Annotated in this window: 11 protein-coding genes; 6 read left to right on the top strand and 5 right to left on the bottom strand. The window is 41.9% G+C overall.

The window, feature by feature from the left end; genetic code table 11:
* Positions 1-29: 29 nt before the first annotated feature.
* The 4 genes from csrD to BCU84_RS07300 form a co-directional block, all read right to left on the bottom strand.
* Entirely contained in the window at positions 30-1,916 is a 1,887-nt protein-coding gene (csrD, locus tag BCU84_RS07315) for an RNase E specificity factor CsrD (RefSeq protein WP_102527429.1), read from the bottom strand.
* A gap of 189 nt (positions 1,917-2,105) precedes the next feature.
* Positions 2,106-3,353 carry a malic enzyme-like NAD(P)-binding protein gene (locus BCU84_RS07310; RefSeq protein WP_102527428.1) on the bottom strand — a complete coding sequence of 416 codons (1,248 nt, stop codon included), beginning with the start codon at positions 3,351-3,353 and terminating at the stop codon, positions 2,106-2,108.
* Between the two features lie 429 nt (positions 3,354-3,782).
* Positions 3,783-3,995 carry a 50S ribosomal protein L31 gene (gene rpmE, locus BCU84_RS07305; protein ID WP_102527427.1) on the bottom strand — a complete coding sequence of 71 codons (213 nt, stop codon included), beginning with the start codon at positions 3,993-3,995 and terminating at the stop codon, positions 3,783-3,785.
* Between the two features lie 125 nt (positions 3,996-4,120).
* Positions 4,121-4,954 (bottom strand): FimV/HubP family polar landmark protein, encoded by an 834-nt coding sequence (locus BCU84_RS07300; RefSeq protein WP_102527426.1) that lies wholly within the window; start codon positions 4,952-4,954, stop codon positions 4,121-4,123.
* Positions 4,955-5,031: 77 nt separating this feature from the next.
* Between BCU84_RS07300 and priA the strand changes: the two genes are divergently transcribed.
* From priA to BCU84_RS07270, 6 genes are all read left to right on the top strand, one after another.
* Positions 5,032-7,227, top strand: a complete 2,196-nt coding sequence (gene priA, locus BCU84_RS07295) for a primosomal protein N' (protein WP_102527425.1) — start codon at positions 5,032-5,034, stop codon at positions 7,225-7,227.
* Between the two features lie 223 nt (positions 7,228-7,450).
* Positions 7,451-9,196: an arginine--tRNA ligase gene (argS, locus tag BCU84_RS07290; protein ID WP_102527424.1), complete on the top strand. Its 1,746-nt coding sequence runs from the start codon at positions 7,451-7,453 to the stop codon at positions 9,194-9,196.
* 1 nt (position 9,197) lies between these two features.
* A complete protein-coding gene (locus tag BCU84_RS07285) occupies positions 9,198-9,779 on the top strand; it encodes an SPOR domain-containing protein (protein WP_102527423.1) in 582 nt (193 codons plus the stop codon).
* Positions 9,780-9,942: 163 nt separating this feature from the next.
* Positions 9,943-10,467, top strand: coding sequence for an ATP-dependent protease subunit HslV (gene hslV / locus BCU84_RS07280; protein WP_102527422.1), 525 nt, complete (start codon positions 9,943-9,945; stop codon positions 10,465-10,467).
* A 21-nt stretch (positions 10,468-10,488) separates the two neighbouring features.
* Entirely contained in the window at positions 10,489-11,814 is a 1,326-nt protein-coding gene (hslU, locus tag BCU84_RS07275; protein WP_102527421.1) for an ATP-dependent protease ATPase subunit HslU, read from the top strand.
* Positions 11,815-12,000: 186 nt separating this feature from the next.
* On the top strand, positions 12,001-12,393 hold the full coding sequence (locus tag BCU84_RS07270) for a gamma-butyrobetaine hydroxylase-like domain-containing protein (RefSeq protein WP_102527495.1): 393 nt from the start codon (positions 12,001-12,003) through the stop codon (positions 12,391-12,393).
* Between the two features lie 256 nt (positions 12,394-12,649).
* Here the strand turns inward: BCU84_RS07270 and acnB are convergent, their stop codons facing one another.
* Positions 12,650-15,247, bottom strand: coding sequence for a bifunctional aconitate hydratase 2/2-methylisocitrate dehydratase (gene acnB / locus BCU84_RS07265; protein ID WP_102527420.1), 2,598 nt, complete (start codon positions 15,245-15,247; stop codon positions 12,650-12,652).
* Positions 15,248-15,634: the final 387 nt, after the last annotated feature.

The following is a 15,634-nucleotide window of genomic DNA, read 5'->3' as shown; positions in this document are numbered from 1 at the left end:
TGCATTTAAAGGTAAGCAGGATAGGAAGTTTATTGGTTAAAGTAATCACCTTGAGCTGCACTTACGCCTAAAATCTTCAAGGTTTGCCAGTCTTCAAAACGACTCACACCTTCAGCAAAAACCTGCACTTCAGCGCGATATAACCCCCCAATGAGGCTTCTAATAAATAGTTGGTTTTCGGATTTCAGATGGATTTGATGAATAATAGAGCGGTGCAATTTGACTAAGTCAAAGTGACACTCTTGAATGTAATGCGTGCCAACCACTTGCAGCCCAACATGATCAACACATAGCCTCGCTCCTATTTTGCGAAGCAAATTCAAATTTTCCATCAAATCTTGTTGATGCTTAACCACAATATCTTCTGATACCTCAAATATCAGCCGCGAGGCAAGATGTCGCTGTTCCATTAACGTGGTTCTTAACCAACGTATGAAAGCTCGACTGGTTAATGAGTCATAACTCAAATTGATACTAAAGCTGTCTTTGTTGTGTGCCATAAGCTCAAATAGCACGGTTTCAATCAACTGCCTTTCAATTTGCGGCATTAAGCCACACTTATTGGCCATAGGGATAAACAATGTCGCCCTAATTTCGTTACCTTGGTTATCAATCGCTCGGCTAAATACTTCTTTATGGCAAGCATGGCCATCACTGTCGATAACATTCTCAGTTATCGCTACAAAGCGGCGGTTAACTAAAGTGTTTTCTAAAAAACTTCTCCAGCGAACAGAGCCCTTGGCAATTTCTTTATCCACTGCGCCTTTATCGTACATAAACCAATTATTGGTCCGTTGTAGTTGCGCAGCTTTAAGCGCCATATCGACTTCTTCAAGCACCTGTTCCTGCATGTCGCCAGCTTTATAAAATGCAGCACCTAAATGAACATAATTATCTTGTGTATCAGATTGGTTTTTTAGTTGGCTAATGCCTAATTTTAGCAGTTTGTTCGCTAAGGTATCAGCTTCAGCTAACGAGGCTTGAGGCACGACTATTGCGAACTGATTAAAGTCATAACGAGCGAAAACTACATCCTCATAAGGTTGCAGTAATGTACTGATGGCTTGAACTAAATCATTCAATTGTTCATTGATAACTTCATCCCCCTCTTGCTGTTGCAATAGGTCTAAGTCATCAAAGTTAATTAGCATCACAGCGCCATGGGCAATCATACAGTTGTGATGGGTTAAGGCTTCTAGCCTATTTTCAAAAAAAATGCGATTGCCAATGCGGGTGCTAGGGTCTAAAAAGGTTTTTGAGCGAATAAACTGATCAAAGCGTCCACGCTCTTTTTGCGCATCTTGTAATTGCTCTAATAACTTGGTCATTGCACGATTAATTAATCTCGGTCGGCCATTACCCGCCGCACTTAACGCCTCGGCATGTTTACCATCCAGAACCAGTTTACTGCGCTGCGCTATCTGCTCAATACCATCCAATTCATGTGTAAACCATCTCAATCCATAACGAACAAAAAGCCCAATAGCCACAAGTGATACAAGCATAATTAAGAGTTCATACCAACCTAATTGATGCAATAAATACGGTTGCGGCAACTTAAGTTCCATTGCTGTATCCGCTTTGGGATCAATAATGTGCTTGTATATGGTGGGATTGTTTTGCGGTGTTGGCGAGTAATACTCAAATACGATGTCATCGCCTTGAGTTAGCTTGAAACTGTTTGCGTTGTAAGCAATTAAAATCGGAGGTAGCCAAGCGCGTAAATCCCAATGACTATCGGGTTGGTAATGTTGTACCAGCATCGTCTCTAACTGGGTCACTTTTTGCTGTTGAAATTTGTATGTCAGTTGAACAAAGCTAACTAATGCACCAATAAAGAAAATAGCACCAACCGCAGTCAATGATAACAACCAAAAACTGGTTAACTTTGTAGTCAAAATTTTGGTTAACTTCATTTATCGGCGTCCTGCTATAAGCGCAATTCTATCTATCATATTTAACGATTGGTTAGCGATAACATCCACTTAACTGAGTTTGATTATTCAATAGCAGCTAGTAAAACGCAAACTCTATCTGTTTTAGATTAATTGTAGATACAAAAAAAGGGCTAACGCCCTTTTTCTCTCACTGTGCTGTGCTATTACTTATAGCTTATATTCAGTAGGAACAGTATTGAGCACTGCTACACCTGAATCGATTGCAGCTTGAGACACTGCACTGGCAATATTTTTCAATAAACGTGGGTCCATTGGTTTTGGCAGCACGTATTCAGGGCCAAAACTCATTGAATTAACATCAGGGTAAGCTGCTAACACTTCAGCAGGAACAGGCTCTTTAGCAATCGCTGCTAACGCCTTAACCGCAGCAATTTTCATTTCATCGTTTATTTCAGATGCGCGTACATCTAATGCACCTCTAAAGATAAAAGGAAAACACAACACATTGTTCACTTGGTTAGGGTAATCACTGCGGCCAGTGCCCATGATCAAGTCACTGCGAGTCGCGTGTGCTAATTCAGGCTTAATTTCAGGGTCAGGGTTTGAACATGCAAAAATAACCGGATTTGGCGCCATCAAAGCAATATCATCAGCGGTTAATAAGTCTGCACCCGACAAACCTAAAAATGCGTCTGCATCTTTAATCACATCTTGTAGAGTGCGTTTATCCGTATTATTAGCAAACAATGCTTTATATTCATTAATGTCTTCACGACGGGTATGAATCACACCTTGTCTATCAAGCATATAAACATTTTCGCGTTGCGCACCACATTTTACCATCATGGTCATACACGCAATCGCTGCAGCGCCAGCACCAAGACAAACAAAGACGGCATCTTCGATTTTCTTGCCTTGAATTTCTAACGCATTGATCATACCTGCAGTTGTCACAATCGCAGTACCATGCTGATCATCATGAAAAACAGGCACATTACAACGGGCAATAAGTTCACGCTCAATTTCAAAACATTCAGGGGCCTTGATATCTTCAAGGTTAATGCCGCCAAACGTATCAGCAATCGATTCAACCGTGTTAATGAAATCAGCAGTGGTTCTGTGCTTCACTTCAATATCTGTCGAGTCGATATTGGCAAAACGTTTGAACAATAATGCTTTACCTTCCATAACAGGCTTTGATGCTAGCGGACCTAAGTTACCCAGCCCCAAAATAGCGGTACCGTTAGAGATAACTGCAACAGTATTACCTTTATTGGTATATCGGTAAGCATCATCAGGGTTCGCCGCTATCTCTCTTACTGGCTCAGCAACACCTGGACTATAGGCCAGCGACAGGTCATGACTCGTTTGAGCGGGCTTAGTAAGACTAACTGCAGTTTTACCTGCAATTGGAAATTCATGATAATCGAGAGCTTGCTGGCGAAAGTCAGACATTTTATGTTCCTGAATGAGGCAATTTATACTGCGAAATAAAGTTAAATTCAGTCAAAACACCCAATAAGCAAAATACTAAGAAAGTATCACAAGGAGCTATTAAGCGCTTTGGCAGGCAGTATAAATGAAAATTTAACAAAAGTTATCTTTAATCAGCAGAATTTAATCAAGTCATAATTTTTCAAGCTTAAATTAATCATCATAATAAGAATCAAAGACTTAAAATTGTAGAAAAATAACAAGATTTGACATAAAAAAGCGGAAATAGCTTCATAAAGTTACAAATAGTTTGCCTAAATAACAATATTATTAACCTAAGCGGCACAACATAATTTATAACTAAAAAATTAATTTTTTTGAAAGGAATTTGATCTTAAAACAAAAAAAGACGCCGAAGGCGTCTTTTTCTTAAAATAATTACAGTCGCAATTACTTCTTACCAAGTGCACCAAAGCGCTTGTTGAATTTGTCGATACGACCACCGGTGTCAACAACTTTCTGAGTACCAGTGTAGAACGGGTGACATGCACCACATACGTCTAAATGTAAGTTTTTACCTACAGTAGAGTTTACTTTAATTACGTTACCACAAGTACAAGTTGCAGTTACTTCAGCGTAGTCTGGGTGGATACCTGATTTCATTTGGATTACCTTCAATAGCAGGCCATGTCGCTCTCCCAACCCGAAGTTGAGCACCACATGCGTTCATAACAATAGCGTTAAGGCGCGCAATAGTACAGTATCTGTCCAAGTCAAACAAGTGAAAATTAATTTGCGCTATGTTGCTGCTGTAATGCCTCAAAGGCAGCCTTATCTTCTGATTTGTTTACATATTGATTTAATTCAGTTTGTGACGGGCAATTCAGTGTCACATCTTGTCTAATCAAATGAATCTTCTGCTTTGAAAAACCATTGGGGTTGGCATCATAAATTGCCAACATCGCACCATATACATTGGTGTTCCATTGCTTTTGATAACGAGATGCAATGCGCCACAAGGTATCAGAAGGCGCACGCTCAATCATACAGTCCGCACTAACAGTAGGAGTTGAATCCGATCTACTCACTGCATCAACGGATATAGATGTTTTCACTATGTTATGGGATTCAGTTTGTGGATTATTAACGGCTGTAGACTGTGCAATCTTATCACCCGAATAAGGCATTGGAGCGACTTTTTTAGGTTGATTACGCGTATCAATTCTAACTTCAGTCTTGTCGGTAATTTTAATAAAAGGCGAATCAAATACCGGCAATACAGCATATTGGCGCCAGCTATTGCCCTTATACTCACTGACAATAAGCTTAGCATTGGGGTCGGTCACTTCATCCACACCAATCGCAAATAACATATAGCCACTGATAGGCTGAACCATCAGTTCTTCCATCACCTCTTTTGAACCATTAGTTTGGCGAAGGTGAAAGCTAATTCGAGAGAAGTCATTTCTACCCGCGACAATATTCAGTTTGATTTTTGGATGCTGGCCGACTTCAAATTGACGACTGTTGATACTGATGTGGCTCATTGCAGCTTGAGCCACAACTGAAAATAAAAAAAGTGATAGAGCCAATACAGCTTTATTGAATATTCCTTTTGACATCAATTTTCTCTTATCCTATTTCTTTATGTTCAGGCTCTAGTAAACTAGACCTTCTCAATTCTTAATGATGATGAATTATGCCTGTGTTTGTTGAGGTTGCTCTGCCCGTTCCAATGCGGCAAACCTTTAGTTACCAAGTTCCTGAATCCAACGTATCACAAATACAGCTTGGACTGCGGGTAAAAGTTCCTTTTGGTAGACAACAACTTGTAGGCTTAATCACTGCGATTAAACAAGAGTGCGACGTACCAGCCAATAAGATTAAACCTTTTTCTGAGCTACTGGACACAAACCCCTTACTGCCTGAGTCGCTTTATAAGTTGACCTTGTGGGCTGCACGATATTACTTTGCCAGTCAAGGGCAAATGCTCAGTCAGGCACTGCCCGTTGCATTACGTAAAGGCTTAAGTGCTCAACCACAAACCGTCACTTTTTTTAGTCTTAATGATGCAGGTAAGGCTGTCGACATTAGCGTGTTAAAACGTGCACCAGCACAAAAAAAGCTGTTTGAATTACTCCAGCAATCATCCATTAGCCAAGATGACTTCACCACCCAAGAACTCAGTAAAGTGGCTCTAAAAGCCCTTGAAGATAAAGGCTGGGTTGAGCGTCAGCTCGTCGTTAATGAAACCGATTTAAGTTGGCGTGAACAACTTAATATGACTGAAACGCCCTTAAAGCTCAACAAACAACAAGCCGTTGCTGTTTCAGTGTTAAATCAACAAAAAGGGTTTCATTGCAGCTTACTTGAAGGTATCACTGGTTCAGGTAAAACAGAAGTCTATTTGTCGATTTTAGAAACCATTTTAAAACAAGGTAAACAGGCACTTATTTTAGTGCCTGAAATCGGCTTAACTCCGCAAACGATTAACCGTTTTAAGCGTCGTTTTGATGTCACTATTGCCGTTATTCACTCGGCGCTAACTGATAACCAACGCCTCGAAGCTTGGCGACAGGCTCGCTGTGGTGAAGCGGCAATTATCATTGGTACTCGCTCAGCGTTATTTACGCCAATGGCGTATCCTGGGCTGATTATTCTCGATGAAGAACATGACAGCAGCTTCAAACAACAAGAAGGTGTGCGTTATCATGCCCGTGACCTCGCGGTTATGCGTGGTCACTTAGAAAAAGTACAAGTGATACTTGGCTCGGCGACCCCATCGCTAGAAACCTTACAAAATGCCATTTCAGGGCGATACACCCACCTTGAACTCGCAGAACGAGCAGGCGCAGCTCAAAAGGTTAAGCAAGGTATCATTGATATCCGCTCCCAACCGCTAAAGTCAGGCATGTCAGCCTCGATGATTAACGAGATGCGTATGCACCTTGATGCAGGCAATCAAGTCTTACTGTTTCTAAATCGCCGCGGATTTTCCCCTGCACTTTTATGTCATGAATGTGGCCATTTACACGAGTGCGATCGTTGTGACGCTTTCTTTACTGTGCATCAGGGTTTAAATGAGATTTGCTGTCACCATTGCGGTAATCAATATGCTATCCCACACCAGTGTCATGAGTGTGGCAGTACGATGTTAATGGGGCACGGAACAGGCACGGAGCAACTGGCACAAGCTCTTGAGCAAGAGTTTCCGCAATACCCAGTGGTGCGAATAGATCGTGATACCACCCGTAAAAAAGGCTCATTAGAAAAGCAGCTTAATAGCATTTTAAAAGGTGAGTATAAAATATTAGTCGGCACCCAAATGCTAGCCAAAGGACATCACTTTCCTGATGTCACATTGGTCGGTTTAATGGATGTTGATGGGGCATTGTTTAGTGCCGATTTTAGAGCACCGGAGCGTTTTGCTCAGCTCTATACTCAAGTATCAGGCCGTGCAGGTCGTGCAGACAAACCCGGAAAAGTATTACTGCAAACCCACCAAAGCGAAAACCCTATTTTGCATGACTTACTCAAAAACGGTTATGGGAAATTTGCCCGAGCTCAGCTAGAAGAGCGCCAACAAGCGTTACTTCCACCAGCTTGGCACATGGTACTGCTTCGCGCTGATGCCCACTTAGCTGAAGATGCCGACAATTTTTTGCAACAAGTGGCGAATTTATTACCCCAAGATAAAGATTTTGAAGTCATTGGGCCCATGCCAGCACCACTTGATCGCAAAGCGGGAAAATATCGCCGTCAATTATTGTTTCAAGCTAAAAACCGTCAACGTTTGCAGCAGGAGTTTGAGCAAATTTTACCGCAAATCGAAGCGCTCACAGAAAGCAAACGCTGCCGCTGGAGCATCGACAGAGATCCACAAGATTTGATGTAATATTGTTGCAGCATACCTCTTATGGCAGCTTCGCTCGCTTTGCCAACATCGGCCTTATTGCAACATAGCTCGTAATGCAAAATCAGCCGATTATGCTGCTATTTATTTCAAATCAAAAAAATCTCGAATAATTGACTCTTCGAGATAGCAATTGCATAGCAATAGCGGCTAAAATAGTCGGTTACCCCAGTCTTTCACTTTAAGTCAGTGCTAATAAACGCCCATGAAATCACATATTGCATCTTTACTAGAACAAACCATCGAATCTTTCAAGCAACAAGGCCTTGTCCCAGCTGATTTTCAGGCTCGTATTCAGGTGGAGCGAACTAAAGATAAAACTCATGGAGATTTAGCCACTAACTTGGCGATGATGCTGACAAAAGTCGCTAAAAAGAATCCCCGCGATATTGCCCAATTAATCATCGACAATTTACCTGCTTCTAGCCATGTCGCTAAAGTTGAAATCGCAGGCCCAGGGTTTATTAACTTCTTTATTGATGAAAACGCACTGGCCAATCAACTACAAGATGCACTTAACGATGATACTTTAGGCGTGACATTGCCGACTAAACAAACCATCGTTGTAGATTACTCTTCACCAAATCTTGCCAAAGAAATGCACGTAGGTCACTTACGCTCAACCATCATTGGTGACAGTGTCGTTCGTGCACTGGAATTTTTAGGTCATGACGTGATACGTCAAAACCATGTTGGCGATTGGGGCACCCAATTCGGCATGTTATTAGCCTATATGGAAGAATTACGTGCAGCCAACGGTGAGCAAGCTGAACTTGAACTTTCAGACCTAGAAACTTTTTACCGTGCTGCTAAAGTCCGCTTTGATGAGTCAGAAGAGTTCGCCACTCGTGCGCGTAACCTCGTTGTTTCATTACAATCAGGTGATGAGTACTGCAATAAGTTATGGCAAGAATTTAACGATATCTCACTGCATCATTGTCATGAGGTATATGAGCGTTTAGGGGTGAGCTTAACTCGCGCTGACGTACACGGTGAAAGTGCATACAACGCAGACCTTGAGCAAGTGGTTAACGACCTCGATGCTAAAGGCTTACTCAGTGAAAGTAATGGCGCCAAAGTGGTATTCCAAGAAGAATTCCGCACTAAAGAAGGTGAACCGTTACCTGTCATTATTCAAAAAGCAGATGGCGGTTACTTATACGCCACCTCTGACTTAGCCGCTATGCGTTACCGCTCAAATGTATTAAAAGCCGATCGCGCTTTATATTTTGTCGATTTACGCCAAGCACTGCATTTCCAACAAGTGTTCAAGCTTGCTAAAACCGCTGGATTTGTTCGTGAAGGTTTATCATTAGAGCATACAGGTTTTGGTACTATGAATGGCCCCGATGGCCGTCCATTTAAAACTCGTAGTGGTGGTGTTGTTAAGCTTGTTGACCTACTTGATGAAGCCAATACCCGTGCAATCGAACTAGTCCGTAGCAAGAATCCAGATATGGATGAAGCCACACTATTAGAAATCGCCCGCGTAGTTGGTATTAGCTCAGTGAAATACGCTGACCTTTCTAAGAACCGCAGCAGTGACTACATCTTTAGCTTTGAACAAATGCTCAGCTTTGAAGGCAATACCGCGCCTTACTTACTTTATGCCTACACTCGTGTCGCTGGTATTTTCAAACGAGCTGAAAACATAGACTTGAGCCAAGCTAAAATCGTACTTGAACACGATAAAGAAAAAGAGCTTGGCACTAAGCTTGCTCAGTTTGGTGAAGTGTTAACCCGCATGACCGAAAAGGGCTTACCTCACGTGATGTGTGCTTATGTCTATGAGCTAGCCAGTGAGTTCTCAAGTTTCTATGAAGCTTGCCCAGTTCTTGCTGCTGAAACTGAAGAGCAAAAGCAAAGCCGTTTACTATTATCGCAACTTACCGCTAAGACACTAAAAACAGGGTTATCTCTGTTAGGTATCGAAACGCTAGAGCGTATGTAACATGAGCAGAGATTACGCTAATAAAAAGCCTAGTCCTAAAAAGCGTCCGGCATCTAGAGGAAAAAAAGCGCAGCAACAGCGTTCTATTCCATATTTGCCGACCTTTATTGTTATTGCACTGGTTGTTGGTTTTGGTTACTTTTTATGGTCTATTAATGGTAGTTCAGACAATGCCACTGAACAGGTGACTCCAGCGACTAAAACAGTTGAAAAGCCGGTATCTAAACCTGCTAAGAAAGATCCTAATGCCCTTCCACCAAAACCAACGGAAGAGTGGACTTACTTAGAAGAATTAGCAAACAAAAGCATTGATATCGACGTACCTGAAGACGCACTCAAGTCTAAAGGCCCATATCAAATGCAGTGCGCTTCATTCAGAAAGCTCGAACCCGCTGAAGAAATGAAAGCCATGATTGCTTTTCAAGGTCTTGAAGCCCAAGTAAGAGCGACTCAAGGTACTACAGGCGTTTGGCATAAAGTCATTCTTGGCCCATTTGAGTCAAAACGCGCCGCTGAACGTGCAAGGCATAAACTGCAACGTGCAGGCATAAATGGCTGCCAGATCTGGTTGTGGGAATATTAATTTCAAATATTCTATGATTATTTAAGCAAATGCAGCTTTAAAAAGCGCTTACTGACGTAAGCGCTTTTTTTATCCCTTGAATTTATTCTAACCATCCCCATATCTGTTTTATCAACCAGCAGCAGACTCAATTTTACTGCTGCCGTCGTTAAGAGGATTTACCGTGACTACTATCGTTTCTGTTCGCCGCAATAATCAAGTTGTCATCGCTGGTGATGGCCAAGTTTCCCTCGGCAATACCGTCATGAAAGGCAATGCGCGTAAAGTGCGTCGCTTATACCAAAATAAAGTAATCGCTGGCTTTGCTGGCGGGACAGCTGATGCATTTACTCTTTTTGAGCGCTTTGAAACCAAGCTCGAAATGCATCAAGGCCACTTATTAAAATCAGCAGTCGAACTGGCTAAAGATTGGCGTACCGACAAAATGCTTCGCAACCTAGAAGCCATGCTAATTGTTGCAGATACTAAAGAATCATTAATCATTACTGGTAACGGTGATGTGGTACAACCTGAGCATGACTTAATTGCTATTGGTTCAGGTGGTAATTTCGCCCATGCATCTGCTTTAGCATTACTACAAAACACTGACTTGTCAGCGCGAGAAATTGCTGAAAAGTCACTCACCATTGCTGGTGATATTTGCGTATATACCAACCAACACAAAACGGTTGAGCAAATCGACTACTAAATTGAACGTAAGGAATTATTTATGTCTGAAATGACCCCTCGCGAGATTGTCCACGAATTAGACTCGCACATCATTGGTCAACAAAATGCAAAACGTTCAGTTGCTGTTGCTTTGCGTAACCGCTGGAGACGCATGCAACTTGAAGCATCATTTCGTCAAGAAGTGACGCCAAAAAACATCTTAATGATTGGCCCAACTGGTGTCGGTAAAACTGAAATTGCACGTCGTTTAGCAAAACTTGCTAACGCGCCTTTCATTAAAGTTGAAGCCACTAAATTTACTGAAGTGGGTTATGTCGGTAAAGAAGTTGAACAAATCATCCGTGACTTAACGGATTCAGCCATCAAGATGACACGCGAACAGCAAATGAAAAAAGGCCGTCACCGCGCAGAAGAACTTGCTGAAGAACGTATCCTAGATGTCTTGCTACCAAAGCCAAAAGATGACTGGAATACTGAGCAAAAAGATGACTCAAATACTCGTCAAATTTTCCGTAAAAAATTACGTGAAGGCCAGCTAGACGATAAAGAGATTGATATTGATTTAGCAGCACCACAAGTTGGCGTTGAAATTATGTCTCCTCCTGGCATGGAAGAAATGACTAACCAGCTTCAAAGTATGTTCCAAAATATGGGCCAGACTAAAGAAAACCGCAAGAAGGTGAAAATTAAAGAAGCCTTTAAGCTACTTATCGAAGAAGAAGCCGCCAAACTAGTCAACCAAGAAGACATGAAAGAACAAGCTATCGATTTGGTTGAACAAAACGGTATTGTATTCTTAGATGAAATCGACAAAATTTGTAAGCGCGGCGAAAGTTCAGGTCCTGATGTATCACGTGAAGGTGTGCAACGTGACTTACTGCCATTAATTGAAGGCTGTACCGTTACCACTAAACACGGCATGGTGAAAACTGATCATATCTTGTTTATTGCTTCTGGTGCTTTCCAGATGTCAAAACCATCTGATTTGATCCCAGAGCTTCAAGGTCGTTTACCTATTCGTGTTGAGCTTAGCGCATTAACTGCTGATGACTTTAAACGTATCTTAACTGAGCCACACGCTTCGTTAACCGAGCAATACGTTGCACTGATGGGTACTGAAGGCGTTAAAGTTGAGTTTGCTGAATCAGGTATTGAAAAAATTGCCCATGCCGCTTGGCAGGTTAATGAGACCACTGAAAACATCGGTGCACGTCGTCTTCATACCGTAATGGAAAAGCTGATGGAAGAAATCTCATACGATGCATCAGAGAAGTCTGGCAGCACCTTTGTGATTGACGAAGCTTATGTAACAGATCATCTAGATACCTTGGTTGAAGATGAAGACTTAAGCCGCTTTATTCTTTAAGCGCTGCTTGAATTTACTTTTTCAGTAAGCTAAAACGTTCTGTGATCTAAAACTAATTTAGCATCGACAGGATTAGCAAAATAAAGGTGATTAGTGCCACAATGGCCTATCACCTTTTTTATTGTCTATCATTGCCAGCAAGCTAACTTAACTGTTGCTGACAGCATCTTAAAAGAGAGCTATTTCATGAGCCAGCAAGACAAAAGCCCAGTTGTTACTAATCTAAAGTTAAAGCGTAAATCAAAGTTACTTGAGGTTACTTTTGATAACGGTGATGTCTTTAACATCACTTGTGAAATGCTAAGAGTTAACTCTCCGTCTGCAGAAGTGCAGCGCCATGGTAATCCGATTTTAGTCACCCACAAAAAAGCCGTAAACATCAAGGGTATTGAACCAGTAGGCAACTATGCGGTAAAAATCATTTTTGATGACGGCCATGACACAGGCTTATTCTCATGGAAATTATTGCATGAATTTGGCACCCATCAAGTAGAGATCTGGGAACGTTATTTAGCCCGTTTACGTGCAGAGAAAGGTTCTCGTGAGCCATTAATTGATATGAATATTAAGTATTCTTAAGTTGTGATTTCCAAATTCAGTTTGGATTAAAATCGCAGGATTCCATCCTGCACTGGCCAAGAGGGGGATTGCTGTTGTTTCCCCTCTTAGTCGGGTGTGGGTGGATAACCCACGACTTTTTCCAAACGTAGTTTGGACATTTTACCCAGCAGCAAGCTACCACCCTACAAAACCCAAACCCCAGACACAAAAATGCCAGCTTAATCGCTGGCATTTTTCAGTTTACGCTTTTAAACGTAAGTCATCTTATTAAAGATTAAACTGCAGCTTGGAAAATCACGCTGTCAGCTTTCTTGGTGTAAGACTCAATCTCATTAAAGTTCAAGTAACGGTAAGTGTCAGCTGCTGTTGCATCTAACTCTTTCGCGTATTCTTGATACTCTGCTGGAGAAGGTAAACGACCCAATAGTGCAGCTACGGCAGCTAACTCAGCAGAAGCTAAGTATACGTTAGCACCAGTACCTAAACGGTTCGGGAAGTTACGTGTTGAAGTTGACACAACTGTTGAGTTCTCAGCAACACGTGCTTGGTTACCCATACATAATGAACAACCTGGGATCTCGATACGCGCACCAACACGACCAAAGATGGCGTAATAACCTTCTTCAGTTAATTGGTCTTTATCCATCTTCGTTGGTGGAGCAATCCACAAGCGAGTTGGTAGCGTTGTTGCAAATTTATCAAGCATCTTACCTGTAGCACGGAAATGACCGATGTTAGTCATACAAGAACCAACGAAGACTTCGTCAATTTTGGTATCAACAACAGATGATAATAATACTGCATCATCTGGATCGTTTGGTGCACAAAGGATAGGCTCTTTGATGTCAGCTAAATCGATTTCGATAACTTCTGCATATTCTGCATCACTATCAGCGCTCATTAGCTCAGGGTTCGCGATGAACTCTTCCATACCTTTGATACGACGCTCAATCGTACGACGATCGCCGTAACCTTCAGAGATCATCCACTTCAACATCACGATGTTAGAGTTTAAGTATTCAATGATAGGATCTTTGTCTAGCTTAATAGTACAACCAGCAGCACTACGTTCAGCAGAAGCATCAGACAATTCGAATGCTTGCTCAACTTTAAGGTGCTCTAGACCTTCAATTTCTAATACTCGGCCAGAGAAAGCATTAATTTTGCCTTTTTTCTCAACCGTTAATAAACCCATTTCAATTGCTTTATGCGGGATAGCATGTACAAGGTCACGTAATGTGATACCTGGTTGCATCTCACCTTTAAAGCGAACCAAAATTGATTCAGGCATATCAAGAGGCATTACACCTGTTGCAGCAGCGAAAGCCACTAAGCCAGAACCCGCAGGGAAAGAAATACCAATTGGGAAACGCGTATGTGAATCACCACCAGTACCTACAGTATCAGGCAGTAGCATACGGTTTAACCAAGAGTGAATAACCCCGTCACCTGGACGAAGTGCAACACCGCCACGATTCATGATGAAATCAGGTAGTGTTTGATGTGTATTCACATCAATTGGTTTTGGATATGCAGCGGTGTGACAGAAAGACTGCATAGTTAAATCGGCGCTGAAGCCTAAACATGCTAAATCTTTAAGTTCATCACGCGTCATAGGACCTGTGGTATCTTGAGAACCAACAGAGGTCATCTTAGGCTCACAATACTGACCTGGACGAACGCCTGTTACGCCACATGCTTTACCGACCATCTTTTGTGCAAGGGTATAACCTTTGCTAGACGCAGCAACATCTTGTGGGCGAACAAATACTTCAGAAACAGCAAGACCTAACGTTTCACGAGCACGGTCTGTTAAGCCACGACCAATGATCAGTGGAATACGGCCACCAGCACGAACTTCATCAAGTAGCACGTCGGTTTTCAGCTCAAACGTAGAGATGACTTCATCAGTGCCACCACGCTTAACAACGCCTTCATATGGATAAATGTCGATAACATCGCCCATTTCCATTTTGCTTACGTCTAGCTCGATTGGTAATGCGCCAGCATCTTCCATAGTGTTAAAGAAGATGGGTGCGATTTTGCCACCTAAACAGAAACCACCAGCACGTTTGTTTGGTACATAAGGGATATCATCACCCATGAACCATAATACTGAGTTAGTCGCTGATTTACGTGAAGAACCCGTACCAACAACATCACCCACGTAAACGAGTGGGTTGCCTTTGTTTTTAAGTGCTTCAATTTCTTTGATTGGACCCACTGTGCCAGCAGCATCAGGTACGATGCCTTCACGCGCATTCTTTAGCATCGCTAAAGCGTGTAACGGGATGTCTGGACGTGACCAAGCATCAGGAGCAGGAGACAAGTCATCTGTGTTTGTCTCGCCTGATACTTTAAATACGGTAAGTGATACTTTGTCTGCAAGTTTTGGACGGTTTAAGAACCATTCAGCTTCAGCCCAAGAAGTAACGATTTGCTTAGCAAATGCGTTGCCTGCTTGCATTTTTTCTACCACGTCGTGGTAAGCATCAAACATTAATAGGGTATTTGATAATGCAGTCACTGCGATTGGCGCAAGTGCATCATTATCTAATTGAGCGATAAGCGGCTCAATGTTGTAACCACCTTGCATAGTACCAAGTAGTTCAGTAGCACGCTCAGTAGATAGAATTGGTGACGATACAGTGCCTTTTGCAACTGCATCTAAGAATGCCGCTTTAACATACGCAGCTTCATCAACACCAGGGGGAATACGATTCTCTAATAAGTCAAGAATTACGGCCTCTTCACCAGCAGGCGGAGTCTCAACTAACTTCACTAATTCAGCCACTTGTTGTGCATCTAATGGCTTAGGGACAACACCCTCTGCAGCACGTTCTGCGACGTGTTTACGATATGCTTCTAGCACGGCAACATTCCTCTTTGTTTGGCGCCTAACAGCGAAACTGAACGTCATTGTCTATGAAAAACATAAAAAATGACCATTCCACAGGTTCGGGCTTGAAATCCGACCCGTAGTATACTACAGGTTTGCAAAAGTATGAATTAGATCACACTCTAATGGAGACGAAATCGATGCTAATTTTTAGCTCGCAGCACAATTTAACAGCCACTTTAAACAAATAAAATTAGACAATAGTTTTAAACAACAAAAAAAATGATTTAATTCATCAGCTTAATAGTCTCACAGGATTTAAATTAATCCTACAAAGCAATTGAATAACATAGATGATTTTTTGCTATTTTTTTTGCTATTCTGCATAGTCTTTGTACAGATATAGAGTTATCAGACTCT

Source organism: Shewanella sp. 10N.286.51.B7 (genome assembly GCF_002873615.1).
Taxonomy (GTDB): domain Bacteria; phylum Pseudomonadota; class Gammaproteobacteria; order Enterobacterales; family Shewanellaceae; genus Shewanella; species Shewanella electrodiphila.
Note: the sequence above shows the minus strand (reverse complement) of the source record. Positions and strands in the feature narration are given on the sequence as shown.

What these genes read in the sequence shown, in the direction of transcription:
- csrD (WP_102527429.1), bottom strand. Translation starts at nt 1,916, where the DNA reads ATGAAGTTAACCAAAATTTTGACTACAAAGTTAACCAGTTTTTGGTTG.
- BCU84_RS07310 (WP_102527428.1), bottom strand. Translation starts at nt 3,353, where the DNA reads ATGTCTGACTTTCGCCAGCAAGCTCTCGATTATCATGAATTTCCAATT.
- rpmE (WP_102527427.1), bottom strand. Translation starts at nt 3,995, where the DNA reads ATGAAATCAGGTATCCACCCAGACTACGCTGAAGTAACTGCAACTTGT.
- BCU84_RS07300 (WP_102527426.1), bottom strand. Translation starts at nt 4,954, where the DNA reads ATGTCAAAAGGAATATTCAATAAAGCTGTATTGGCTCTATCACTTTTT.
- priA (WP_102527425.1), top strand. Translation starts at nt 5,032, where the DNA reads ATGCCTGTGTTTGTTGAGGTTGCTCTGCCCGTTCCAATGCGGCAAACC.
- argS (WP_102527424.1), top strand. Translation starts at nt 7,451, where the DNA reads ATGAAATCACATATTGCATCTTTACTAGAACAAACCATCGAATCTTTC.
- BCU84_RS07285 (WP_102527423.1), top strand. Translation starts at nt 9,198, where the DNA reads ATGAGCAGAGATTACGCTAATAAAAAGCCTAGTCCTAAAAAGCGTCCG.
- hslU (WP_102527421.1), top strand. Translation starts at nt 10,489, where the DNA reads ATGTCTGAAATGACCCCTCGCGAGATTGTCCACGAATTAGACTCGCAC.
- BCU84_RS07270 (WP_102527495.1), top strand. Translation starts at nt 12,001, where the DNA reads ATGAGCCAGCAAGACAAAAGCCCAGTTGTTACTAATCTAAAGTTAAAG.